The organism is Pseudomonas sp. StFLB209, assembly GCF_000829415.1.
Taxonomy (GTDB): domain Bacteria; phylum Pseudomonadota; class Gammaproteobacteria; order Pseudomonadales; family Pseudomonadaceae; genus Aquipseudomonas.
Genome location: NZ_AP014637.1, coordinates 2,667,228 through 2,690,623, shown reverse-complemented (window position 1 = coordinate 2,690,623; position 23,396 = coordinate 2,667,228). Strand labels below are relative to the sequence as shown.

Below are 23,396 nucleotides of genomic sequence, written 5' to 3'. Positions count from 1 at the left end.
CTAAAGTGGTGGTCCACAAGTGCCAATGGAATCTGGCCTATGCTCATCTGAAATCAACTCGTGAGCGCTGCGCTTTTATAGGGGCTTATCAGCGACCGGACGTGGTCTCGCGGTCGCGCACGGGCTTGTCGAAATAGGGATTGATTGGCCTGCACGATGAACATCGTTCCGGCCACCCGCGCACAATCGGTGATGAACAAGTGCAGAAGGTGGTTGATCAGGTTCTGAAGAGTAAACCCGATGACGCCAAGGTCGCTCCCACTGGAAGCATAAAGCGCCTAATTGAACAGTATTGGTATTACGTTGGATAACGCTCCCTGGATGAATGAGCCCATTATCGCATTCAGGCTACTGCGCCCCGTCCAGTAAAACCTGACGCTTTTACTTTCATCTCGCGTTCAGGCTAAATGACGCGTCTAGACGCACCTCTAGGCTACTTGCGAAATGGCTTTACCAAGCTCAGGCACGGCAGATGGCCGTCCCATAAAGCAGGCACGACCGCAGCGCTTGAGAGTTTCAAATGAGCAGCTGACCACTCGGCGATCCGTCGGGTTGGCGCACCAGCCGGCTTTTAACGCAGCGACGGCGCACCTAGCGTCGAAGAAGCCCGGCCAGCGGGAGTAGTTAGAGGTGTTCTGAAGTCTTGTCCCAAACAGGTACCCGCCATGTCCCAGCCCCGGACAACATCAGCCTGGATCGCCTGCTTTGCAGTGCTGTTCAGCCTGCTGGCCATGCCGCTTGCGCCGAGTGCGCAGCGCGGGGTCGATGCCGGGTTGCTGTGGGGCGGCTTCTGTGGGGCCAATGTGCAACTGGCGGCGCAGGCGCCCAGCGGCGAGGGTCAGGCGCAGCAAGACCCGCATGCCGGTATGCAGCATTGCCTGTGCTACAGCGCTTCGCTGCTGGTGATGCTGGCGGGCGGGCTGCCAACGGGGTTGTTCAGCGGGCTGCCAGCACTGCGCCTGCCGGTCTATCGGGTGGCAGCACCCATTTCGCCACGCCTGCAATGGCCGACGGCCAACCCGCGCGCCTCTCCTGAAGTTTGAAGATAACCATCCGTATCGACTGACTGACCGGAGATTTACATGCTCAAGAAAACCCTGCTGCTGGCCGCGTTGTTGTTGCCTGCCGTGTTTGCCCATGCCCATGAATACAAGGCCGGCAGCCTGTTGGTCGACCACCCGTGGTCAATGCAACTGCCACCCAACGCGCCCAGCGTTGCGGCCTATTTCACCATTGATAACCAAGGCGCCAGCGCCGACCGCCTGCTGTCAGTCGACACCCCGATTGCCGGCCAGGCGCAGTTGCATCAGCATGTGCAGGTCGATGGCCTGATGAAGATGCGCCAGGTGCCCAGCGTCGAGGTGCCCGCCGGCGGCCAGGTGAGCTTTTCGCCCATGGGCTATCACGTGATGCTGCTGGACATCAAAGACCGCTCGCAATTGGTCGAGGGCCAACGCTTTGCGCTGACCCTGCACTTCGAGAAAGCCGGAGCATTACCGGTGCAGGTCGTGGTACAAAAGCAGGCCCCTGAACACAGCCATTGAGTAAGCGTCTGCCGTGAGCGCCTTGCGCACCTGTCGCGCCAACCGGGCACTGCCTCGCCAGCCACGAGGTTCGTGGCTTGCCCTGTTTGCCATGTTGATGATCTTTATCGGCCCACTGATTTCTCAGTCGATGCCGATGGAGCATCACGCCGGTATGCCCATGCCTGCGGCGCAACACAGCGGCATGTTGTCGATGGACCACGCCAGCCACGGCGACCGGCATGCCGCCCATGCGGCCTCGCAGGACGCTGCCGCCATGGACCATGCGCTGTGGGCCAAGTGCGGTTATTGCACCCTGCTGTTCGGCTGCCCGGCCCTGCCGCAGATGCTCAGCCTGGTACTTGCCACACCGCCCAAACCCGCCGACTACTACGCTGCCCTGACCCGCGACGGCCACGCCCGCCGCACGGTATTTCTGCATGCCCTGAGCCGGGCGCCGCCGTTATTGATGCTGTCTTGATCTTTTAACCCGCAGCTTTAAGAGCTGCGCGATCCTGATTGCTATACGGAAAGCACCATGAACGGTTCTACCTCCACGCCCGCAGGCGCGCTTGTTCCTGCTCCGTGCGTTATCTCATCACCTGGCATCCGCGTTACGACCGTGAGCGACAGCCATGAAAACCAGTAATCCCAACTTCTACAACCTGGCCTGGCGCTGGCACTTCTATGCCGGGCTGTTCGTTGCGCCGTTCATGATCCTGCTGGCCATCACCGGGATCATTTACCTGTACAAGCCGCAACTGGACAACCTGATGTACCACGACATGCTGCATGTCGAAGCCGGCCAGCAACGCATCAGTGCCGACCTGCAGCAGCATCATGTGCTGATGGGCTGGCCCGGCGCTTCGATCAGCAAGTATTTCCCGCCAGTGGATGCCCAAAGCAGTGCGCAGTTCGTGCTGACCTACGAAGGCCGTGGGCAGAACGTGTTCATCAATCCGTACACCGGTAATATCCTCGGCGTACAGGATGCGCAGAACAACCTGCAATCAATTGCCCGCGCGCTACACGGCGAACTGATGATCGGCACCCTGGGTGACCGGCTGATCGAGCTGGCCGCAGGCTGGGGCATCGTTCTGGTGGTCTCGGGGCTATACCTGTGGTGGCCCAGAGGCAAAAACCCGGCCGGCGTGCTCTGGCCACGGCTGTCGCGCCGCGGCCGGGTGCTGTGGCGCGATCTGCATGCGGTAACCGGTTTCTGGGGTTCGCTGTTGTTGTTGTTCATGCTGCTCAGCGGCATGACCTGGACCGGATTTTGGGGCAAGCAATACGCTGAGCTGTGGAACAGCTTCCCGGCCGCGATGTGGACCGATGTACCGCAATCCACCCGGCTGGCGGGCGAGCTGAACACCGCCAACGCGCAGACCGTACCCTGGGCGCTGGAAAACACGCCGTTGCCTGTCTCGACTGAAAAGCCCAGCGGCGAACATGCCGAGCACATGCACCATCACGGCCCGTCCAGCGGTCCGGCAGCGCCGCAGGTCAGCCTGCAGGACGTTGTAGACATCGCCACCGAGCACGGCGTCGAACCCGGCTACAGCATCACCGCCCCCCGTACCGCTGAAGGCGTGTTCACCATTGCCGTGTTTGCCGACGACCCGCGCAACGACGCCACGCTGCACATCGACCAGTACAGCGGCAAGGTGCTGGCCAATGTCGGCTGGGAGCATTACAGCCTGGTCTCCAAGGCCACGGAAACCAGCGTGATGCTGCATGAAGGCAAGTTCTTCGGCTGGCCCAACCAACTGCTGATGTTGCTGGTGTGCCTGATGATCCTGCTCGGCTCGGTCAGCGGCCTGGTGATCTGGTGGAAGCGCAGGCCAGAAGGCGGGTTGGGCGTACCGCCGCTCAAGCATGAACTGCCGCGCTGGAAAACCGCCACCGGGGTCATGCTGGCCCTCGGCGTGATATTCCCGCTGGTAGGCATCTCGATGCTGGTGATGTGGGTGATAGACAGTCTGGTGGTGAGGCGTCAGGCGCTGCAACGCGCCTGAACACGCCTCACAGGATAAGCATGGTCCCGTCAGGGAGCATGCTTGTACAGCCAGAATTAATCGCTATCGACCTGTGTACGAACCGCACTGACAAAAAAACAGCGCATTTGATCGAATAGTTGTTACGCGCTTTGCCAAATCCCCGGCAGAAGCTTAAATTGCTGGGGCGGGGCCCGAAACCGGCGAGCGGTTTTGTGATGAATTCCTCACTCGACACGCTTCGGGTCCCGCGTCCCTCCCGCAAACCTCACTCCTGCTTCGATCTCGTGGCTTTTACGCGTCGCCCTCTTGCGTCCTGCCGCCACCGCGCTCCAGACTGACGGCTGACTGGAGACTCTGATGATGCCCCTGATTCGCGATGCAACCCCTGCCGACCTGCCCGGCATTCTTGCCATTTATAACGACGCGGTACTGAACACCACCGCCATCTGGAACGAACAGCCCGTGGACCTGGCCAACCGTCAGAGCTGGTTCGCTGCACGTCAGGCGCAGGCCTATCCGATTCTGGTTGCGGTTGACGAACATGAGCAGGTGCTGGGGTATTCATCGTTTGGCGACTGGCGTCCGTTCGAGGGCTTCCGGCATACCGTCGAACACTCGGTGTACATTCGCCACGATCAGCGCGGCCGAGGTCTGGGACCGCAACTGATGAACGCCCTGATCGAGCGTGCCCGCGCCTGTGACAAACACATCATGGTGGCCGCCATCGAAAGCGGTAATGTCGCCTCCATCACCCTGCACGAGCGCCTGGGTTTTAGCGTGACCGGGCAAATGCCTCAGGTAGGCACTAAAGGCGGACGCTGGCTGGACCTGACCTTCATGCAGCTGGACCTGTCGCCGGGGCTGCCGGCGCCAGCCTCGCAAGCCCCGCCACGTTAACGCCTGGCAGGCTGTTAGCGTCCCCAGCCGCTGCGCGGATCAAAGCCCGACTTGTCGGCCAGTTTCTGCCACAAAGCGCGGCTGGCTTCATCGTTCTGGCTGGGCATGACCACCTTCAACTGCGCAAACAGGTCGCCGCGCTGGCCCTGCTTGTCCTGCAGGCCATTCCCCTTGACCCGCAGGCGCTGGCCGTTCTGGCTGTCGGGGCGGATGGTCAGGTTGATCCGGCCGGTCAGGGTCGGCACCGCCACCTTGGTCCCCAACGCCAGCTCCCAGGGCGCCAGCGGCACCTGGATCACCAGATCGTGACCCTCGACCTCAAACAGCGGATGTGGTGCCAGGCGAATGGTCAGGTACAGGTCGCCATTTTCGCCACCGGCGATGCCCGGCGCACCCTGGCCCTTGAGTCGGATACGCTCGCCATCGGCCACCCCGGCGGGGATTTTCACATTCAGGGTCTTGGTGATATCGGCCATGCGCTGACCGTTGGGGCTGTGCTGCGGCACCCGGTAGCTGACTTTCTTGGATTCGCCCGACAGGCTCTCTTCCAGAAAGATCGCCAGTTCCATATCAACGTCCTGGCCCTTGCGCCCCTGCGTACGTGAACGACCGCCCCCCGGCTGGCCACGGTTACCGAAGATCGAACTGAAAAACTCGGAAAAGTCCGTGGTATCGCCGCCAAAACCGCCCGCGGCACCACCACTGCGGCTCTGCCAGCCAGGCGGCGCCTGGAAAGGCCTGCCCTGGCGCCCGTACTTGCGAATTTCATCGTACTCGGCACGCTTGTCCGGGCTGCCAAGCACTTCGTAGGCCTCACTGGCCTCCTTGAACTTGTCTTCGGCCCCGGCTTCCTTGCTGACGTCAGGGTGATACTTGCGCGCCAGCTTGCGATACGCGGCCTTGATGGCCTTGTCATCGGCACTCGGCTCGACCCCAAGTATCTTGTAATAGTCTTTGAAATCCATCGAACACTCACCCGTTACTCAAAATCCGGCCGCTGCGCAGAAACCTGCCTGTCAGAAAGTGACATCCGCAACCGCTCAAAGTCGCAGAGTGTATCGGCAAACGAGCGCTATGGATGACTCTGCGCGACTCATTTTCAACTTTGTTCAGGGCCAGAAGCGCTCTTTGGGAAAGAACCTGTGCCCATCGATTTCCAGCCCCTGATAGCGCGGCGGGACCAGCCGGAACTTGCCTTGGCGAACCCGCTCAGGCAGGTCATCAGGCCCATAATCACCTTCCAGATAACCGACACGCTCCCAATTGCCGTCTTCGAGCCGCTGAAAAAATGCCAGCCAAGAGGTATCGGCGCTGAACAGCACCACTTCGGCCTGCCCGTCAGCGTCCAGGTCTACCGGCCACAACACGCACGGGTGCTGGTTGCAGCTTTGCAGGCCCAGCCTGGGGTTGGCAAATTGTTCATGGCCCGGCACCGGCGTACCGATCCAGACCCGGTTGGCTGCTGCGACCGGCAGGCTGTCGCGCTTGCGGTAGTCGCGCTCGACCTCAAGACGGTTACGCAATAGCTCACGGTCCTGCGCAGAAAATTGCGCAAGCCGGTCAAGGTTGGTCAGCAGCCACTCGAACGTCTCGCGGCCTGGCTTGCCCAGCTTGCGATGCATATGTGCGGCATCGAATTCAGCCGGCTGAGTACGACCATCAAGCAAGCGCTGCAACTGATTGCTTGCACTCAATGCCTGCGGGTTCAGGCCGGGTCCATGAATCAGTAGAAGTACCACACAGACCAGCAACGCCTGCCATGGGTTGCTCCAGCGCAGGCTGCCCAGCCAGCCCTGTGGCGAGCGCAACACGGCATACATCGCCGCCAGGCTGTACAACGCGGCAAACGCCACCACCAACAGGGCAAAAAAGCGCGAAGGCGACAGGCCGTACTGGTCCAGACGCAGCCAGGTCGAATAACCGGCCAGCGCGGTAAGCACAGGCAGACATACCAGGCTGAGATTGATCAACTGCCGCAGCCAGCACGGATAGGCCGCAGGCTGCTGCCCATCCTGGAACACCCCATTGACCAGAAACAGCGTGATTGCCACCAGCCCCAGCAGGATCCTTGAGGCATAACCGGTGCTCCAGATCGATGCCAGGCCGGTGAACGGCAAGCTCAGGCAGAACAGCACGACAATCAGTGCCGCCAGCGGGGCCAGGAAACGACACAGGCTTAACAGGATGCCGCGCAACAGGCCGATGACCTTGTCATTCTCGCAGCCCATGCGCATCCCGACGGAAAACACCACTGGCATGACCAACAGCAGAACGTATCGATGGTTGATCCAGTCCTTGAGCGCCACAATGCCAATCATCTCGAACAGGCTGGCGCACAGCATCAGTAGCCCCCAGAACAGCCAGCTCAGCACCACAGCCAACAGCACGATGAACGCGTTGTTCCAGGCATGCCGAAACAACGCCGGGTACGGCACTCGCCAGCCCTGACGGGCCGGGGCGCTGGCGATGAAGGCCGTAGCGACATAACCGATGACCAGCGCACAAACGCCCCAACTGAAGGCCAGCGAGCTTTGTGCAGAGGCGTGCATGACCCACTCGGTGATCAACGCCATGGTCGCCGCCAGTAACACCGTCCATGCCAGTGGCACACGCTGGTGCCAGCGCTCACCGAGCAGTTGCAGGTTGATCCCCAGTACAGCGGCTGCCACGCCCAGCGCAGGCTGCTTGAGCTCCAGCGCCAGGAGCATGCTCAGCCCTTGCACCAGCCCTATCAGCAGATAAAGCGGCAGGGTTCCCTTGATGAACCGAGACATCACACATCCTTATGCCTGATCGAGAAAAGCCCAGCAGTTTAAACCTGCGCCACCGGCGTGCAACCAATCGGCACATGGCACTACGCATTCCTGGTGCACTGACATACACTGCGCGGCCGTTTTTTTCTGGAAGGCACTCTCCATGACAGATCAATCCCCGGCCCGTGCCTGCGGCATCGACTTCGGCACGTCCAATTCCACCGTCGGCTGGCTGCGCCCCGGCATGGAAACGTTGATTGCCCTGGAAGACGACAAGATCACCCTGCCGTCAGTGGTGTTCTTCAATATCGAAGAGCGCCGCCCGGTGTTTGGCCGCCTGGCCCTGCATGAGTATCTGGAAGGCTACGAAGGCCGCCTGATGCGTTCGCTCAAGAGCCTGCTGGGTTCCAAGCTGATCAAGCACGACACCAGCGTGCTGGGCACCGCCATGCCGTTTACCGACCTGTTGGGGTTGTTTATCGGCGAGCTGAAAAAGCGCGCCGAACGCAGTGCCGGCCGGGAGTTCGAGCACGTGGTGCTGGGCCGCCCGGTGCATTTTGTCGATGACGATGCCGCTGCCGACCAGGAGGCCGAAGACACCCTGGCCGCCGTCGCCCGCAAGATCGGCTTTAAAGACGTGTCGTTCCAGTTCGAGCCGATTGCCGCAGCGTTCGACTACGAGTCGGGCATTGACCAGGAAGAGCTGGTGCTGATTGTCGACATCGGCGGCGGGACCTCGGACTTCTCGCTGGTGCGCCTGGCGCCTGAGCGCCGCAGCCGTGACGACCGCCAGGACGACATCCTGGCCACCGGCGGCGTACACATCGGCGGTACCGATTTCGACAAGCAACTGAGCCTGCAAGGTGTGATGCCGCTGTTCGGCTACGGCAGCCGGATGAAAAGCGGTGCGTTCATGCCGACCAGCCACCACATTAACCTGGCGACCTGGCACACCATCAACTCGGTGTACTCACAGAAATCGAAACTGGCGCTGGGCAGCATGCGCTACGACATCGAAGACGCCAACGGCATCGACCGTCTGTTCAAGCTGATCGAGCAGCGCGCCGGGCACTGGCTGGCCATGGAAGTGGAAGCCAGCAAGATCGAACTGAGCCAGGCTGAAAGCCGCCATGTGGCCATGCAACGCATTGAGGCCGGCTTGAGTGTCGACCTGACCCGGCCGCTGTTCGAGTCGGCCATCGAGTCGCAACTGGAGCAAGTGCGCAACAGCGTCACTGAGTTGCTGAACAAGGCCGGGGTCGGCGTCGCGCAGGTCAACACCGTGTTCTTCACCGGCGGTTCCAGCGGCATCCCGGCACTGCGCAACAGCGTGTCACTGATGCTGCCCAACGCCCGACACATTGAAGGCGATATCTTCGGCGGCATCGGCAGCGGCCTGGCGATCGAAGCCAAAAAGCGTTACGGCTGAGGAGCCGTTGCAAGCCCCAAGCTGTAAGCCTCAAGCGAAAAGCCAGCCTCGACCAGCTTCTAGCTTAAAGCTTGCGGCTTGTCGCTGCGTTCAGACCAGACCCGCCTGCTTCAATTCGCTCTTGAGGTAGGCGTAGTACACCGGCCCCGCCACCACGCCAGGCAAACCGAAAGCGGCTTCGAACAGCAGCATGGCCAGCAACAGCTCCCAGGACTTGGCACTGATCTGGCCGCCGACGATGCGTGCGTTGAGAAAGTACTCGACCTTGTGGATAACGATCAGGTAGCCCAGCGCCGCCAGCGCCACCCACAGCGACACCGACAGGCCGACGATGAAGATCAGCGTGTTGGACAGCAGGTTACCCACCACCGGCAACAGGCCCAGCACGAAGGTCATGAAGATCAGGGTCTTGGTCAGCGGCAGGTGAATGCCCCACAGCGGCAGCACCACGGCCAGAAACACCGAGGTCAGTGCGGTGTTGAGCAACGAAATCTTGATCTGCGCAAAGACAATGTTGCGAAACGCCTGGCTGAGCAGGTGCAGACGATCAAACAGCGCGGCAGCCAGCGGCTTGCGGCTGCTGACATCGCTGATGCGCTGCAAGGCAATGATCGCGCCCAATACCATGCCAATGAGCATGGTCACGAACATGTGCGCGGCGCCCTTGCCGATCAGTTGCAGCTCGCCAATGTGCTTTTGCAGCCAGACCACCAGCGAGACCCGGAACTCGGCCGCACTGGCCGGCAAGTAGGACTCGATGAACGGCGGCAACTGACCGCGCGCGCGGTCGATCAGGGTCATGAACTTGTCCAGCGAGGCGCCAGGGTTTTCCGCCTCGTGCAGGATGAAGCTGAACGCGCCGGCGAACAACAAAGCCAGCAGGCTCACCACCAGGGTGCCAAGCAACGCCACCGCCAGCCAGCGCGCCCGCTCGCCGGCAATCAGGCGCTGCAAGCGCGGGGTCAGCATGTTGACCAGCTCAAACACCAGCAGGCCGCAGAGCAGGCTTGGCAGCAAACGAAACGGCAGCACGAACAGCAGGCCGCCAAACATGATGAGCCAACTGGCGATGAAGATCTGACGCGAAGAAAACGTTGGCATAGCGCCTCATACGGCAGCACGGACAAGCGGGCAGTCTGCCAGCCTTCCAGAGCGAGAACCAGTGAGCGCGCTGCAACGTGCCTGACAACACTGGCAACAATCAGCGGCGCGCCCCCGATTTGACGGGGGCGCGACCGAATGACGCAGGCTGAAAATTATTTCTTGCGGGCGCGAAAGCTAGAGACCGGCGGCTTTCAGCCGCGCGGCATGCTCCAGAAACAGCTGCACCGGCCGGGCCCCGCGCCCTACCAGGCCGATCATCTGATTGACGCTGTCGAAGTGATCCAGCGCAAAGTCATCACCGATCACCCGCCCCAGATGCGAGCTGAAGCGCCCGACCATGCCGTCACACTGGCCGCGCTCTTTGGTGAAGGTCCGGGCAAACAGGCGACAGACGATATTGGAGCCATCGAGCAGGTTCAGCCCACGATTGGTGATCCCTGGCTTGATGATCCCCGACCAGGAGTAGTAGCGCACGCCATCGACCACCTCTGCGCCCTGCCCGCCCCAGGACTCTGGCAAGCCTTGGGGATACGCGCGGTTGAACAGGGCCACGCCGGTGGTGGTCAACGACTGGTGCGAGGCACTGATATCAGTGGGCAAGCGCGGCCCGCGATAGCCGGTTTCGAAGATCCGGATCAACCCGTCGAGCAAACCGATGATCGCATTGACGATACGCCCGCCTGGCGTGCCCACCGGAAACCGCCGCTCAAGAAAGTCGGCCAGTTCCGAACCATGATTGGGGCCGGCCACGGAGGTGACCGAGGCCACCAGGTCCGGGCGCTTGGCCGCCACATAGCGGACCGTCAGCGCGCCCTGGCTATGGCCGAGCAGATTGACCTTGGTCGCGCCGGTTTCGCGCATGATCTGCTCGATGACCAACAACAGTTGTTCCCCGCGGATTTCCGTGGAGTTGACCCCCGAAACCATGACCGGAAAGACCTTGGCACCACCACGCTCCAGAGGTTTGACGATCCCGAACCAGTAGGGGTAGATCAGCACCCTGACAAATCCCAGCAGGCCGGGGACCAACAACAGGGGATAACGCGTGGCGTAGTCTTGTGTCATGAGACGCTCCTGTCCTGAACCTTGATGGGTTCAGCCTAGCGGCGTTTGCCGACAAGGCAGCAAAAGACGACCAACAAACGATACTGGCCAAATGCATCGAACTCTCTGCCGCCGCTGCGGTTCAAAATCGTACCGGGCCGGCATCGGCTCTGTCATACGGAGAGACTGCGATGTACAAGCAAATCCTGGCAGCAAGCTGTGTTCTGGCAACTCTGGCCGGCTGCGGCAGCACCACCGTGCAAAACCCGGTGGACTACGTGACCTATCGCGACCAGCCGCTGGTCAAGCAGGTCGAGAACGGCATGACCCGCCAGCAGGTGCTGACCATTGGTGGCGAACCTTCGACCACCGTGCAGCGCAAGGTCAACCCTGGCACCTGTAATAACTATGTGCTGACCAAAGACGGTCACCAACAGGTGTATCACGTGAGTTTCAACAGTGATGGCAGGGTGGTACACAAGGGTTTCATGACCTGTGAGCAGCGCGAGCAGAACGAAAAGGCAATGTAGCGTTAAACGACATAGACAAAAGCCCGGTAACTAAAAAACCGGGCTTTTTGCTCTCTGGCGTCGTGACCGACCTAACGCCCGTCAGACCTGAAAACGCTGCACATGGCCTTGCAGGGTATGGCCCAGCCTGGCCAGCTCCATGCTCGCCTGGCTGGTCTGCTCGCTCGCGGTGTAAGCCTGCTCGGTAATGCTGCGCACATTCACCACGCTGCGGCTGATCTCTTGGGCGACCGCACCCTGCTGTTCGGCAGCGGCAGCAATCTGCCGGGTCATGCCCTGGATGGCGATGATGTTCGAGGTAATGCTCGACAACGCCTGACCGGCATCGCGGGCCAACCCGACGCTGTCTGTGGTCAATTTCAGGCTGGCATCCATTCGCTGTACGGCGCGCTGGGTGCCCTGCTTCAACGCCGCAATCAGTGCTTCTATCTCTTGGGTCGACTGCTGTGTCCGCTGGGCGAGTGCGCGAACCTCATCGGCCACCACGGCAAAACCACGTCCGGCTTCGCCTGCCCGCGCCGCTTCAATGGCAGCGTTCAACGCCAGCAGGTTGGTCTGCTCGGCAACCGACTTGATGACGTCCAGCATGGCGCCGATACGGCCACTTTCCAGCGCCAGACTGCTTACCGCCTGGCTGGTCAACTGAACCTCCCCGGTCAGGTTCTCGATCTGCTCTATGGCCTTGGTGACGATAGTGGCGCCGCCGTTGGCATCCTGTGCAGCCTGGTCCACTGCGCTTGCCGTTTCGACTGCGCTGCGGGCCACGTCCTGGACCGAGGTGCTCATCTGATGCATCGCTGTCGCAACCTGCTCGGTCTCAAGCTTCTGCTCACTGGCGCCGCTGCTGGTCTGCCGGGTAATCGCCGAGAGTTGTTGCGTTGAGCTGGCGATCATGGACGCGCCATCGCCAATATGGCTGATCAGTTGCCTCAAATGAGTCACCATGTCGGCCAGCCCCTGCTCAAGCTGACCGATTTCATCCTCACGGCGCGAGGCAGGCTGCACGGTCAGATCACCGCTGGCAATACGCCGAACGCTTTGCAGAGCGGCGCGCAGGGGCGGCGCAATCTGCCGGGTGATCAGCACGGCCCCAAAGACCCCCAGGCCAAGCGCCAGCGCCAGGCTAAGCGCCATTGTCCAGGCAGCGGTTTGAGTGTCCTGGGTACGCAGCTGCATCTGACTGGCATACAGACCCTGACTGAGCTGCAGCATGGCATCACCCTGCTTCTTGATTTCATCGACTTGGGTCCTGATCTGCACCAAAGCCGCCTGATGAACGTCCAGCGTGGCGCGATAACCCAGAACCAGATCGTGCAAGCTTGAGGCAACGGATTGACCGCTGTCATCCAGCGACTGGCGCAACACCTCCAGACTGGACAAGGTCTTGTCGACGGCCGCGACCGATGCAGAAAAGCTGTTCGGGTTATTGCTGTAGGTGTAGGCCCGCGTTTCAAACCGGGCATACAGAAACTGCATTTGCAGGTCTTTGACGGCTCGGTAGAGCGTGTACTGTTGCTCGGCATTCAATTGATTCTTGCCGATATAACCGTCCAGGCTGTCCAGCAGTGCCAGGGTCTTGTCCCCGGTACTGCGCCGCATCGCGCGTGAGTCGTCGATCTGTTGATAACTGGCTTTAAGGTTATTAAGACCGGCGCTGTATTGCGTCAGGTAATGTGCCATTTCAGCAAGAATCGCCTGATTCGACGCCTGCCTGTACAGCCCGGCAAGGGCATTGAGTGTCTGCCCGGTCGCGCTGATTCTTTTCTCCAGAGTGCCGGCCTTTTCGGCATTGCCCTCACTCTGCAAATAATCCGATCTGGCTAGGCGCATCGTCGCCAGGTCATCCATGAGCTTGTTCACAGCGCTCATACGATCCATACGCCCGGACAACGCGCTGATGGAGCTCCAGCCGGCGCAAAAAATCAGAACACTCATCAACAGCAGCAGCCCGAAACCTGTCATCAGTTTCTTGGCGACAGTCAGATTGGCCAGCCAGCGATACATACCCGGTACTCCTATTCAATCCGACAGACAGCCTGGGACGCGCAGTGCAGGGGGTGCTGGCGTAACAGAACGGGCTGGCAGAATGACAGGGCGGTTTCAATCGCTCCAATGCAAAAATCAGAGTGATTATTGCTTTATGCGCATAAATAAGGACGCATCAGCAGCTTCGAACAGGACCGGGGGGGACGGCGCGAAGCGAGGCTGCACGTCAGTTGGCTGGCAGCCCAGCAGCAATCGTGCAGCCTTGAATCATTCAAACCTCAGAAAACCAGCTTGAACAGCGCGATGACCACGATCAAACCAATCAGAAAAATGATGCCGACAGTGCCGCCAAGGAACTTGAGCATGGTGTCTCTCCATAGAAAGGTCTCCTCGTTGTGACCCCCACGTGCAGCAGTCGTTTCGTGTTTTTTACACCCGGATGAATGATTGAATTCCGATAAAACTTTTCCTGTCGCTTGTTACTCACAACCTGTAACGACTTCGCCGCACCGGCTGCAACAGAGCGAAGCGTCACAACCGTACTAGCCCAGGAGATACCTGATGAACAGCCTGAACCCAGCCCATACCCTGTCTGACGTCAGCAGCCTGCGCCAGCGTGCCCGCCAGAACGTCGAGAACGGCGCGGTCACCGAAGGCTACAGCGCCGACCGCGATACCATCCTGCGCCTGCTCAATGAGTCGCTGGCCACCGAACTGGTGTGCGTGCTGCGCTACAAACGTCACTACTTCATGGCTTCGGGGCTTAAAGCCAGCGTTGCGGCGGCAGAGTTCCTCGAACACGCCCAACAGGAAGCCGAACACGCCGATAAACTCGCCGAGCGCATCGTGCAACTGGGCGGCGAGCCGGAGTTCAACCCGGACCTGCTGTCGAAGAATTCCCACGCCCAGTACGTGGCCGGCACAACGCTCAAGGAAATGGTCTACGAAGACCTGGTGGCCGAGCGCATCGCAGTGGACAGCTATCGGGAGATCATCCAGTACATCGGCGAAGCTGACCCGACCACCCGGCGCATCTTCGAAGACATTCTGGCCCAGGAAGAAGAACACGCCGACGACATGGCGGACATTCTCGCTGATTTGTGAAGGTGGATGGCTGGGGCGCTATCCATGACGCCTCGGCCACTCGCTATTGATTCTGCTCCACTGCCCGGCACAGGCCAGCCACTGGACCAGGCCTGCCAAAGGTCAATCAGGCACTTTATGCTTCGGAGGGAGCAGTAATGGGCCTAACTCCAGGACTGTTCTTTTAGTCGCTATATACCTCTGTGGGAGCTCCCCTGGTAGCTAAGAGGCCAGTAAAAACACTGCATCTGCCGTGACTTTACCGACCTCTTCGCGAGCAGAGTTCGCTCTCATCAAACAAATTACAAATCGCTGATTTACAAGGCCCTCCCGTAGGAGCAGCTTTAGCTGCGAAGCCTTTCGCAGCTAAAGCTGCTCCTACGGGGTTGCGTGTTGGCTACGCGACAGCGCGGCGCCGAGGCGGCGGGCGATCTCCCATAGAGATTTTTGAGGCTTAATCGAACAGTATTGGGCTTACCCCTGATTATCGGGTCGCCTTGGGTAACTTGCCGGCCCTGATCTGTTCCAGCATCGGGGTGCATTGGTCCGGGGTGCTGTCGCCGGTGGCAACCAGCGCCAGCAGGCTCGCGGCAGGGCCGGCGGCGACACCCAGCGCCAGCATGCCGGCGCCGCGCAGCAACAACGGGCCGGTCTGTACGCCGGCATTGGGTTTGGCAAAGGTGCCGTTGACGTACAGCGGTGAACGCAGGGAAAACACCCGCAAGCCTTTCGACTCAGGGTTGATCTTCAGGTCCAGTTGCTCGCTCTTGAGATTGGCGGTGCCATTGATGTAAATGATCGCGTTCTCGGTATCGAACACAAACAACCGGCTGCTGGCCAGGCCGTCCTTGATCCCGAAGTCGCTGACCGCGCAATTGATCTTCACCTCCTTGTCACCGAACAACTCTCCAACCAGATAGTTGCCAACATTGAGCCCGGCGATTTCCATCAGCCCGCGACTGATCGCACCATCGTTGATCAACATGCGCAGTTGGCCATTGGCGGTCCCCAACAAGGTCGCGACCGAGTTGCCCTGGCCGCTGATATCAGCGTCACCATTGAGCTCACCGAAGCTGGTTTTCATCGGTTCGAACGTGGGGAACAACTGCTTGAGCTTAAAGCCCCGGGCCGACAGTTTGGCGCGCCCCTGCAGCGGCTGGACGCGACCGTTAAGGCGAATATCGGCATCAAGCTTGCCGCCGGCCACGCCAAAGCGCAGCGGTTGCAGGCTCAACTGACCATCATCGAGCAGCACATGGGTGTACAGGTCGCTCAGCGGTAGTTCCGGCGCCTGGACGATGCGCTTGCCGGTGAACTCCACATCGGCATCCATGGCGCGCCAGCGGTCGGTGGCAAATGTCTCGACCGGCAACACTTTACCCGACGGCTGCTTGCTCTCGCCGCCGCGCTTTTTCTGCTCGGTATTGGAATCGGCACCGATCAGCGGCGCCAGATCGGTGAACAGCAACTGGTTGGACACCAGCTTACCGGTCAGTTTCGGCCGTGGCTGGCTGGCGACAAAGCCCAGGTCACCGTGGATGTCACTGTTACCGATCTTGCCGTTGAAGTCTTCATAACGGAAGTTCGCACCTTGCGGGTCCTTGAGCCGGGCAATCAATCGACCGTCGGTGGCGTATGCCCCTGAATCGGGCAGGGTCACGCCGGTCAGCGGGTACAGGTTGCTCAGGCTCGCGCCGGAGAGTTTCAGGCGCAGGTCCAGGGCGCCGAAGTTCTGCGGATCGGTCAGGGTGCCGGCGACCACGATATGGGTATCGGCAATTTTTACATCGGCCTGCACCGGAAATGGCTGGCTGGCATCCTTGAGGGCCAGCAACCCGCCAACCTTGCCATTGCCGCCAACCGGCAGGCCACGGTATTGACCCTTGGTGGCGATGGCAAAGGCATAGTCCTGGGGCCTGGCGCCCTTCTCGGCCACCTTCTGTGCTTCTTTGCCGCCGACAATGTCACTGAACGGAATCGGTTTACCCAATGGGGTGATGACCAGTTCCATCCGGGTTTTAAGGGTCTGGTCATCAATGCTTACCAGGCCTTTGTCGAAGCGGATCGAGCCAATGTCGAGCTCCCACGCCGAAGGCTCTGCGTCTGGATCGGACTTGGGCAGGTCGAACACCCAGTTGGCGCGGCCGTCGGCCAGCCGTTCGAGTTTCGCGTCGGGTTGATTCAGTTCGATGCGGGGAATCACCACCCGCTGGCTCAATAACGGCAACGGCGAGAGGCTGAACGTCACTTGTTTGAGCGTGACCATCTGCGCCTGACGCGACCAGTCAGGGTTGCCCAGGGTCAGGTCCTGCGCGACAAACTGCGGCCAGGGCACCCAGCCACGCCAGCCGTTTTCATCGCCTTCGCGCTGCCAGCGCACGCTCAGATCTCCGTTGATGGCAAACGGACGATGCAAGGCTGCGCTGACTTTGTCGTTGATAAAAGGTTTGAGGCGGTTCCAGTCAAAGGTGGCGATCACAACGATCAGAATGGCCAGCAGGGCGACCAGGGTGACGCCTGTCCAGGCGAAAATCTTGCGGCTGCGCGTCATTGCGACTCTCCAGAACCCGCGCGCCAATCAGGCGCGCTACACACGACATACCACTTTGACTGGTAAAAGCCAGCATGGTTTGACTCGATCACTCATCAACCTGCTATCGGTCGCTCTCGTGTTAGAGTGCAGCGCAGTTTATCCCCGGAACGCCCCACCCATGTCACCCCGCGCCGAACAGAAACAACAGACCCGCCGCGCCCTGCTCGACGCCGCACATCAGTTGATGGAAAGCGGCTGCGGCTTCGGCAGTCTGAGCCTGCGGGAGGTGGCGCGTACTGCCGGGATCGTGCCGACCGGTTTCTATCGGCATTTCGACGACATGGACCAGTTGGGTCTGGCGTTGGTCGCGGAAGTCGGCCATACCTTTCGGGAAACCATCCGCCTGGTCCGCCATAACGAAATGGTGATGGGCGGCCTGATCGAAGCCTCGGTACGGATTTTTCTCGACGGTGTGGCGGCCAACCGGCAGCAGTTTCTGTTCCTGGCACGCGAACAGTACGGCGGCTCATTGCAGGTTCGTCAGGCGCTGGCGGCATTGCGCGAAGGTATCGTCGCCGACCTGGCCACAGACCTGGGGAAAATGCCCAAGTGGCAGCATTTGAACAGCAACTCGCTGGGCATCATTGCCGATCTGGTGGTCAAGAGTGTGTTCGCCATGTTGCCAGAGCTGATCGACCCGCCAGCTGCCCCGCTGGCGGCCCACCTGACCCCGCAGGCTAAGATCACCGAACAACTGCGTTTCATATTTATGGGCGCGCGCCATTGGCGCGGCCTGCACGGTTAGCAGTACGCCTGTTAACATGCGCGCATCCGATCCTGCCGTGATGCCCGCTCATGCCCCACGCCTCCAGCACCGCTCCACAGCCTGAACTGAGTCAGGTGTTTGCCGCCTTGCAAACGCATTTTCTCCAGATTGTCGTGCCCATATGGCTGGGCCCAGGCTGGAACCCGGCATTGGCACTGCCCTTTGAGGCCGTCGACCCCGCGCACCAGCCACTGCCTGCACAACGCTACCGGGCCATGGCCTGCGCCCGCCAGTTGTTTGTGTTCGCAAGCCTGATCGGCAACTCGCAAGTGCCGCAAGCCGAGCAGCGTGCCCATGCGTTGTTCCGCTCGTTGCAGCGGCACTTTCACGATGCCGAGCATGGCGGCTGGTTCTACAGCATCGACCCGCAAGGCGCCCCGCTGGATCGGCGCAAGGATCTGTATACCCACGCGTTCATCATTTTTGCCTGCGCGCACTACTGGGCCAAAACCCGAGAGCCATTGGCCGAGTCGGCACTGGATGCCGCCTTGAGCGTGGTACGCGAGCATTTTGCCGATGGCCAGGGGCTTTATGAAGCGAGCCTTGGCGAAGACTGGTCCGATCTGGGCAGCGGCGCGTTGCAAAACCCGCTGATGCACCTGGCCGAAGCCTTTCTGGCGACGTTACAAGTGCGCGCCGACACCGACACCGTCGAGGCACTGGAAGGGCTGGTGGATCACATGCATGAGCACTTCATTGATCCGGCGAGCGGGGTGCTGCTGGAGAAGCCGCTCGGCGCTGTGGATAACTGGTATGAGCCGGGGCACCAGTTCGAGTGGTTCTTTCTTCTGCAATCAACCCCGCAGTTGCATGGCAGCCCGTTGTACAAGGCGATGCACACAGCGTTCGCCGTGGCTCAGGCGCAAGGTGTGGATGCCCGCAGCGGCGCGGTCAGTGCAATGCTCAAACCCGATGGCAGTGTCGTGGACGGCACCCAGCGTATCTGGGCCCAGGCCGAGTACCTGCGTGCCCTGGCGTTACGCGACGGCGCAAAGTCATTGCTGCCTGCGCAGGCCATGGCGCTGCAGACCCGGTTCATTTATCCACAGGGCTGGCATGAGTGCCTGGACAGCGAGGGCAAGGTCAGCCGCAGCGACATGCCCTCCACCACCCCGTACCACCTGGCAACCTGCTACCTGGGGCTGGAAAACCACCTCAATAACAACACCTGAGCCGGTAGGAGCGGCCGGGCGGCGGTCCGCTTCAGCCGCGAAGGCTTCAGCATCAATTCGCTGCTGAAATTCGCTGCTAAAGCAGCTCCTACGGGGTCAGCGAACAGGTTTTAGCCGCGGTTGCGATCGATGGCAAAGCCTGCCCAGGTCTGGCTGACCGGCATCAGCTCCAGGCTGTTGATGTTGACGTGGGCCGGCGTGTTCATGATCCAGAAGATGGTCTCGGCAATGTCTTGCGGCTGGATCGGCTCGGCGCCGGCATAGGTGGCGTCGTACTTGGACTGGTCACCGGCAAAACGCACCAGCGAGAACTCGCTTTCGCAAAGGCCCGGCTCAAGGTTGGTGACCCGCACGCCAGTGCCGACCAGGTCGTTGCGCAAGTTCAGCGAGAACTGACCGACAAAGGCCTTGGAGCCGCCGTATACGTTACCGCCCGGATACGGGTAGTTACCGGCCACCGACCCCAGGTTGACAATGCTCGCACCACGACCATGGGCGATCAGGCGGGGCAACAGCAGGCGCGTGGTATAGACCAGGCCCTTGATGTTGGTGTCGATCATGGTGTCCCAGTCGTCCAGATCGCACTTCGGTGCCGGTTCCAGGCCCAAGGCCAGGCCTGCGTTGTTGATAAGTCCGCGAATCGTGGCGAATTCTTCCGGCAGTTCGGCGATGGCCTTCTCCATGGCCTTGCGGTCACGCACGTCCAGCTCAAGGGTCAGCACCCGGGTCTTGGCCGACAACTCGGCCTGCAGCGCATCCAGACGCTCCTTGCGCCGACCGGTAAGTACCAGCGACCAGCCGGCCTCGGCAAAGCGGCGGGCACAGGCTTCGCCAAACCCGGACGTCGCTCCGGTAATGAATACGGTGGAAGTCATTTCATTCTCCTGACATGGCGCTGAACCGCGCAGCCTGTTGATAAGTGCGTCAACTGCAAACAGCCGCGCACACAAGACCGGCAGAATGCCCGTGCGATCGGCCGAGGATCAAGCCCGGTGGATAAAACAGCCAATACCACGTGGAACTGTACAAAAAACGATCAACAGCCTGTAAGCCATGCAGTTCGTGGCCTGTAGCTGGTTTTACTCACCTTATCCACAGTCAGGCCCACAATTTCCGTGAGCAACTCTGAAACCGGCAAAGCCTTGCGTGACGCGGGCTGCAGGGCCTAAGGAAAAGTTTTTTGCTTGACTTGCGCTGCCTGGTTGTAACGAGCCGTTCATGGATGTTTAGCGAAAATACGTCGCAGCCCTTTGGGTACTTGGCATTGCCGAGTCTTTCCAAGGCTTTCCCACAGAGTTATCCACAGGATGACAAGCACCTTATACTGTATCAATAACCAGCGCTCAAACGATTGACAAACGCTCTGATACGCTTGAAAAAAACCGCTGATCATTTTTTAACCATAGCGCTATAAGCCTTGTATATAAAGGCCTACAGATAAATGCCACCAAGTTATCAACAGTCAGTTCCACAGTAATCCTGAACAAGTCAAAAGCGTGACAAAACAGGCCGTTACAGCGGCTTTATGTCGCGCTCCAGCGCCGCGCCAAAAAGGTTTTCCACAATCGGAAAAAATGACGCCCCGGACGATAACCGGCCGGGGCGTGGATAACTGCTGTTGAAAACTTGACGCGATCAATGCCCGCCCAGATAAGCGTTGCGCACCTCCTCGTTGCAGAGCAGCTCCTGGCCGGTGCCGGACAGGCGAATCTCGCCGTTGACCATCACGTAGGCGCGGTCAGACAGTTTCAGGGCGTGGTTGGCGTTCTGCTCGACCAGAAAGATGGTCATGCCGGTAGAGGCCAGCTCGCGCAGGATCGAAAAGATCTGTTTGACGATGATCGGTGCCAGGCCAAGGCTCGGCTCATCAAGCAGCAGCAGTTTGGGCCGGCTCATCAGCGCCCGGGCAATGGCCAGCATCTGCTGCTCGCCACCCGACATGGTCATCGCCCGCTGATTGCGCCGCTCCTTGAGCCGGGGAAACAACTCGAACATACGCTGCATGTCTTCGCCGCAGTGCTTGTCACCAATCGGAATGGTGCCCATCAGCAGATTCTCTTCCACCGACATGTCGGGGAACACCCGGCGGCCCTCCGGTGACTGGGCAATACCGTTGGAAGCGATGTAGTGCGAGGACTTCTGGGTGATGTCGGTGCCCTGGTAGAGAATCTGCCCGCTGGCCGCCCGCGGCTGGCCGAAAATCGACATCAGCAGGGTCGACTTGCCGGCCCCGTTGGCACCGATCAGGCTAACCGTCTCGCCTTCATCGATGTGCAGCGACACCTTCTTGAGGGCCTGGATCGGCCCGTAGAACACGTCGATCTCTTTCAATTCGAGGATCGGTTGACTCATACCAGTTCCTCTTCCTCAGCGCCCAGATAGGCAGCAATCACTTTGGGGTCGTTACGAATGTCTTGTGGCTTGCCCGCCGCAATCACGTTGCCGTGGTCGAGCACCACGATGTCATCGGAAATGCTCATGACCATCCCCATATCGTGCTCGATCAGCACGATCGTCATGTCGTGTTCATCGCGCAGCTTGCGGATCATGCCGCTCAGGGCTTCGGTTTCCTGCGGGTTGAGGCCGGCAGCCGGCTCGTCGAGGCAAATCACCTGGGGCCGGGTACACATGGCCCGGGCGATTTCCAGACGCCGTTGCTGGCCGTAGGACAACTCACCGGCCAGGCGGTTGGCACAGTCCACCAGATCCACCACTTCGAGCCAGTAGAACGCGGTATTCAAAGCGTCCTCTTCGGCCTTGCGATAGCCACGGGTGTTGAGGATACCGCTGAGCAAGTTGCGGTTGACCCACATGTGCTGGGCCACCAACAGGTTCTCCACCACGGACATTTCCTTGAACAGGCGAATGTTCTGGAACGTCCTTGCCAGCCCTGCGCGGTTCACCAGGTGAGTACCGCCGAACATCTTGTAGTACAGCCGGCGGAAAAAGCTCGGTGGCGAGATAAAGTCGGTCGGCTGGAAAGACTCGCCCAGCAGCTTGATGACGTTGGTGGTTTTGCCACGGGTGTGCAGCTCGATGCGCCCGCCAGTGGCCTTGTAAAAGCCGGTCAGGCAGTTGAACACGGTGGTCTTGCCGGCGCCGTTGGGGCCGATCAGGGCGAAGATCGAATTGCGCCGCACTTGCAGGCTGACGTCACTCAACGCCTTGATACCGCCAAAGTGCATCATCAGGTGCTCGACCGAAAGTACGATTTCCTGGCTCATTGCGCCGCTCCTCCCTGCACCAGAACACCCTTGCGAGGCTTGACGCCGGTGCGGCTGATACGGATCAGGCCGCGTGGCCGCCAGATCATCATCAATACCATCAGGATGCCGAACAGCAGCACCCGATATTCAGCGAAGCTACGCAGCAGTTCAGGGGCAACCGTCAGCACGAACGCCGCGATCACCACGCCGACCGTCGAGCCCATGCCACCCAGTACCACGATGGCGAGGATCAGTGCCGACTCGAAAAAGGTGAACGAGGTCGGGTTGACGAAGCCTTGATAGCTGGCGAAAAACACTCCGGCAAGACCGGCAGTGGAGGCACCGATGGTGAATGCCGAGAGTTTGACCAGCACATGGTTCAGGCCCATGGCACGACAGGCGATCTCGTCCTCACGCAGCGCTTCCCAGGCACGCCCGATAGGCATACGGGTCAGGCGATGCTTGATGAACAGCACCGCCAGCACCACGATGAACAGCACCGCATAGATGAACAGGAATTTCAGGTCAGGGTTGTATTCGAAGCCAAAGTACTCGTGGATCGGCACCCCGCCCTCTCTCGCCCTGCGCCCGAACTCCAGACCGAAGAAGGTCGGCGACGGCACCGGCACACCATTGGGACCACCGGTGAACGACAGCCAGTTGTTGAGCACCAGGCGAATGATTTCGCCAAAACCCAGGGTCACGATGGCCAGATAATCACCGTGCATGCGCAACACCGGAAAGCCCAGGATACAGCCCGCCAGTGCCGCAGCAATGGCCGCCAAGGGCAAGGCCGACCAGAAACCCAGGCCCAGATACTGGTAACCCAGCGCCAGACCGTAGGCGCCGATGGCGTAAAACGCCACGTACCCCAGATCGAGCAGGCCAGCCAGACCGACCACGATGTTCAGCCCCAGGCCGAGCAACACGTAGATCAGGCCAAGAATGACCACGGTCAGCAGGTACTTGTTGGCAAATACCGGAAAGATCACGGCAATGACGATCAGGGCCGGGATAATCCAGTACAGGCTCGACTTGTGATCAGGCTTGAGCACATGCACCCCTGCGCCACCGGACTCCATGCCCTGGGCCAGCCGCTGGCCACGCGCCGTTTGCAGGAACAGGCTGAGCAGCAGGCGCCCGACCATGACCACGGCGACAAACATCGCCACCTTGGCAGGCTCAAGATTGAAGCTGTAGCCATCCAGGACCACGCCGACGATAGGACCGAACACGATCAGCGCGAGCAGGCCGGCCAGCACCGCGTCGATCAGGCTTTTCTTGTAATCGATTGGTTTAGTAGGAGCTGACAT

The 23,396-nt window shown here is 60.3% G+C and carries 21 protein-coding genes and 2 pseudogenes; 11 read left to right on the top strand and 12 right to left on the bottom strand.

Annotated features, from left to right (window positions below):
* Positions 1-98: 98 nt before the first annotated feature.
* The 6 genes and pseudogenes from PSCI_RS30165 to PSCI_RS12145 all read left to right on the top strand — a co-directional run.
* A pseudogene (locus PSCI_RS30165) lies at positions 99-278 on the top strand (IS630 family transposase); the annotation flags it as partial.
* Between the two features lie 387 nt (positions 279-665).
* Positions 666-1,043: a DUF2946 domain-containing protein gene (locus tag PSCI_RS12165; RefSeq protein WP_045486924.1), complete on the top strand. Its 378-nt coding sequence runs from the start codon at positions 666-668 to the stop codon at positions 1,041-1,043.
* A gap of 39 nt (positions 1,044-1,082) precedes the next feature.
* On the top strand, positions 1,083-1,544 hold the full coding sequence (locus PSCI_RS12160; RefSeq protein WP_045486921.1) for a copper chaperone PCu(A)C: 462 nt from the start codon (positions 1,083-1,085) through the stop codon (positions 1,542-1,544).
* Between the two features lie 13 nt (positions 1,545-1,557).
* Complete coding sequence (locus PSCI_RS12155; RefSeq protein ID WP_084709945.1) at positions 1,558-2,004, top strand: DUF2946 domain-containing protein; 447 nt, start codon at positions 1,558-1,560, stop codon at positions 2,002-2,004.
* Between the two features lie 154 nt (positions 2,005-2,158).
* On the top strand, positions 2,159-3,538 hold the full coding sequence (locus PSCI_RS12150) for a PepSY-associated TM helix domain-containing protein (RefSeq protein ID WP_045486918.1): 1,380 nt from the start codon (positions 2,159-2,161) through the stop codon (positions 3,536-3,538).
* 339 nt (positions 3,539-3,877) lie between these two features.
* Positions 3,878-4,417, top strand: coding sequence for a GNAT family N-acetyltransferase (locus PSCI_RS12145; protein ID WP_045486915.1), 540 nt, complete (start codon positions 3,878-3,880; stop codon positions 4,415-4,417).
* Between the two features lie 14 nt (positions 4,418-4,431).
* On the opposite strand, the gene cbpA is transcribed toward PSCI_RS12145, so the two are convergent.
* The gene (cbpA, locus tag PSCI_RS12140; protein ID WP_045486912.1) at positions 4,432-5,382 is read right to left on the bottom strand and encodes a curved DNA-binding protein; all 951 of its coding nucleotides are present in this window, start codon (positions 5,380-5,382) and stop codon (positions 4,432-4,434) included.
* Between the two features lie 144 nt (positions 5,383-5,526).
* The gene (locus tag PSCI_RS12135; RefSeq protein WP_045486909.1) at positions 5,527-7,191 is read right to left on the bottom strand and encodes a DUF4153 domain-containing protein; all 1,665 of its coding nucleotides are present in this window, start codon (positions 7,189-7,191) and stop codon (positions 5,527-5,529) included.
* A gap of 142 nt (positions 7,192-7,333) precedes the next feature.
* Between PSCI_RS12135 and PSCI_RS12130 the strand changes: the two genes are divergently transcribed.
* Positions 7,334-8,599 (top strand): Hsp70 family protein, encoded by a 1,266-nt coding sequence (locus tag PSCI_RS12130; protein WP_045486907.1) that lies wholly within the window; start codon positions 7,334-7,336, stop codon positions 8,597-8,599.
* Between the two features lie 90 nt (positions 8,600-8,689).
* On the opposite strand, the gene PSCI_RS12125 is transcribed toward PSCI_RS12130, so the two are convergent.
* Complete coding sequence (locus tag PSCI_RS12125) at positions 8,690-9,700, bottom strand: AI-2E family transporter (protein ID WP_045486905.1); 1,011 nt, start codon at positions 9,698-9,700, stop codon at positions 8,690-8,692.
* 177 nt (positions 9,701-9,877) lie between these two features.
* A complete protein-coding gene (locus PSCI_RS12120) occupies positions 9,878-10,768 on the bottom strand; it encodes an esterase/lipase family protein (protein ID WP_045486903.1) in 891 nt (296 codons plus the stop codon).
* Between the two features lie 170 nt (positions 10,769-10,938).
* Here PSCI_RS12120 and osmE point away from each other — a divergent pair, with 170 nt between their 5' ends.
* On the top strand, positions 10,939-11,277 hold the full coding sequence (gene osmE / locus PSCI_RS12115) for an osmotically-inducible lipoprotein OsmE (RefSeq protein ID WP_045486901.1): 339 nt from the start codon (positions 10,939-10,941) through the stop codon (positions 11,275-11,277).
* Positions 11,278-11,358: 81 nt separating this feature from the next.
* On the opposite strand, the gene PSCI_RS30160 is transcribed toward osmE, so the two are convergent.
* The 3 genes and pseudogenes from PSCI_RS30160 to PSCI_RS30150 form a co-directional block, all read right to left on the bottom strand.
* Positions 11,359-12,072 carry a methyl-accepting chemotaxis protein gene (locus PSCI_RS30160; protein ID WP_442965470.1) on the bottom strand — a complete coding sequence of 238 codons (714 nt, stop codon included), beginning with the start codon at positions 12,070-12,072 and terminating at the stop codon, positions 11,359-11,361.
* A 141-nt stretch (positions 12,073-12,213) separates the two neighbouring features.
* A pseudogene (locus PSCI_RS30155) lies at positions 12,214-13,125 on the bottom strand (methyl-accepting chemotaxis protein); the annotation flags it as partial.
* 416 nt (positions 13,126-13,541) lie between these two features.
* Entirely contained in the window at positions 13,542-13,628 is an 87-nt protein-coding gene (locus PSCI_RS30150; protein WP_442963079.1) for a hypothetical protein, read from the bottom strand.
* A 196-nt stretch (positions 13,629-13,824) separates the two neighbouring features.
* On the opposite strand from PSCI_RS30150, the gene PSCI_RS12105 reads away from it, so the two are divergent.
* On the top strand, positions 13,825-14,367 hold the full coding sequence (locus tag PSCI_RS12105) for a ferritin-like domain-containing protein (protein ID WP_045486897.1): 543 nt from the start codon (positions 13,825-13,827) through the stop codon (positions 14,365-14,367).
* A gap of 463 nt (positions 14,368-14,830) precedes the next feature.
* Here PSCI_RS12105 and PSCI_RS12100 read toward each other — a convergent pair whose 3' ends face one another.
* Positions 14,831-16,897 carry an AsmA family protein gene (locus tag PSCI_RS12100; protein WP_045486894.1) on the bottom strand — a complete coding sequence of 689 codons (2,067 nt, stop codon included), beginning with the start codon at positions 16,895-16,897 and terminating at the stop codon, positions 14,831-14,833.
* 160 nt (positions 16,898-17,057) lie between these two features.
* Here PSCI_RS12100 and PSCI_RS12095 point away from each other — a divergent pair, with 160 nt between their 5' ends.
* Both PSCI_RS12095 and PSCI_RS12090 read left to right on the top strand, forming a co-directional pair.
* Positions 17,058-17,684 (top strand): TetR family transcriptional regulator, encoded by a 627-nt coding sequence (locus PSCI_RS12095; protein WP_045486891.1) that lies wholly within the window; start codon positions 17,058-17,060, stop codon positions 17,682-17,684.
* Positions 17,685-17,734: 50 nt separating this feature from the next.
* Entirely contained in the window at positions 17,735-18,877 is a 1,143-nt protein-coding gene (locus PSCI_RS12090) for an AGE family epimerase/isomerase (protein WP_045486888.1), read from the top strand.
* A 110-nt stretch (positions 18,878-18,987) separates the two neighbouring features.
* On the opposite strand, the gene PSCI_RS12085 is transcribed toward PSCI_RS12090, so the two are convergent.
* The 4 genes from PSCI_RS12085 to livM all read right to left on the bottom strand — a co-directional run bounded on the left by PSCI_RS12085 (position 18,988) and on the right by livM (position 23,396).
* Complete coding sequence (locus tag PSCI_RS12085) at positions 18,988-19,752, bottom strand: SDR family oxidoreductase (RefSeq protein ID WP_045486886.1); 765 nt, start codon at positions 19,750-19,752, stop codon at positions 18,988-18,990.
* A 760-nt stretch (positions 19,753-20,512) separates the two neighbouring features.
* A complete protein-coding gene (locus tag PSCI_RS12080; protein ID WP_045486883.1) occupies positions 20,513-21,229 on the bottom strand; it encodes an ABC transporter ATP-binding protein in 717 nt (238 codons plus the stop codon).
* Positions 21,226-22,101 carry an ABC transporter ATP-binding protein gene (locus tag PSCI_RS12075; protein WP_045486881.1) on the bottom strand — a complete coding sequence of 292 codons (876 nt, stop codon included), beginning with the start codon at positions 22,099-22,101 and terminating at the stop codon, positions 21,226-21,228. The genes PSCI_RS12080 and PSCI_RS12075 overlap by 4 nt, the downstream gene beginning before the upstream one ends.
* Positions 22,098-23,396 (bottom strand): high-affinity branched-chain amino acid ABC transporter permease LivM, encoded by a 1,299-nt coding sequence (gene livM / locus PSCI_RS12070; protein WP_045486879.1) that lies wholly within the window; start codon positions 23,394-23,396, stop codon positions 22,098-22,100. Before livM ends, PSCI_RS12075 begins: the two co-directional genes overlap by 4 nt.

Excerpts from the sequence above, each read along its gene's own strand:
- PSCI_RS12120 (WP_045486903.1), bottom strand. The coding sequence starts at position 10,768 with ATGACACAAGACTACGCCACGCGTTATCCCCTGTTGTTGGTCCCCGGC.
- PSCI_RS12095 (WP_045486891.1), top strand. The coding sequence starts at position 17,058 with ATGTCACCCCGCGCCGAACAGAAACAACAGACCCGCCGCGCCCTGCTC.
- PSCI_RS12135 (WP_045486909.1), bottom strand. The coding sequence starts at position 7,191 with ATGTCTCGGTTCATCAAGGGAACCCTGCCGCTTTATCTGCTGATAGGG.
- cbpA (WP_045486912.1), bottom strand. The coding sequence starts at position 5,382 with ATGGATTTCAAAGACTATTACAAGATACTTGGGGTCGAGCCGAGTGCC.
- PSCI_RS12125 (WP_045486905.1), bottom strand. The coding sequence starts at position 9,700 with ATGCCAACGTTTTCTTCGCGTCAGATCTTCATCGCCAGTTGGCTCATC.
- PSCI_RS12075 (WP_045486881.1), bottom strand. The coding sequence starts at position 22,101 with ATGAGCCAGGAAATCGTACTTTCGGTCGAGCACCTGATGATGCACTTT.
- PSCI_RS12130 (WP_045486907.1), top strand. The coding sequence starts at position 7,334 with ATGACAGATCAATCCCCGGCCCGTGCCTGCGGCATCGACTTCGGCACG.
- livM (WP_045486879.1), bottom strand. The coding sequence starts at position 23,396 with ATGTCAGCTCCTACTAAACCAATCGATTACAAGAAAAGCCTGATCGAC.
- PSCI_RS12145 (WP_045486915.1), top strand. The coding sequence starts at position 3,878 with ATGATGCCCCTGATTCGCGATGCAACCCCTGCCGACCTGCCCGGCATT.
- PSCI_RS12085 (WP_045486886.1), bottom strand. The coding sequence starts at position 19,752 with ATGACTTCCACCGTATTCATTACCGGAGCGACGTCCGGGTTTGGCGAA.
- PSCI_RS12165 (WP_045486924.1), top strand. The coding sequence starts at position 666 with ATGTCCCAGCCCCGGACAACATCAGCCTGGATCGCCTGCTTTGCAGTG.
- PSCI_RS12150 (WP_045486918.1), top strand. The coding sequence starts at position 2,159 with ATGAAAACCAGTAATCCCAACTTCTACAACCTGGCCTGGCGCTGGCAC.
- PSCI_RS12105 (WP_045486897.1), top strand. The coding sequence starts at position 13,825 with ATGAACAGCCTGAACCCAGCCCATACCCTGTCTGACGTCAGCAGCCTG.
- PSCI_RS12100 (WP_045486894.1), bottom strand. The coding sequence starts at position 16,897 with ATGACGCGCAGCCGCAAGATTTTCGCCTGGACAGGCGTCACCCTGGTC.
- PSCI_RS12090 (WP_045486888.1), top strand. The coding sequence starts at position 17,735 with ATGCCCCACGCCTCCAGCACCGCTCCACAGCCTGAACTGAGTCAGGTG.
- PSCI_RS12160 (WP_045486921.1), top strand. The coding sequence starts at position 1,083 with ATGCTCAAGAAAACCCTGCTGCTGGCCGCGTTGTTGTTGCCTGCCGTG.
- osmE (WP_045486901.1), top strand. The coding sequence starts at position 10,939 with ATGTACAAGCAAATCCTGGCAGCAAGCTGTGTTCTGGCAACTCTGGCC.
- PSCI_RS30160 (WP_442965470.1), bottom strand. The coding sequence starts at position 12,072 with ATGCATCAGATGAGCACCTCGGTCCAGGACGTGGCCCGCAGCGCAGTC.
- PSCI_RS30150 (WP_442963079.1), bottom strand. The coding sequence starts at position 13,628 with ATGCTCAAGTTCCTTGGCGGCACTGTCGGCATCATTTTTCTGATTGGT.
- PSCI_RS12080 (WP_045486883.1), bottom strand. The coding sequence starts at position 21,229 with ATGAGTCAACCGATCCTCGAATTGAAAGAGATCGACGTGTTCTACGGG.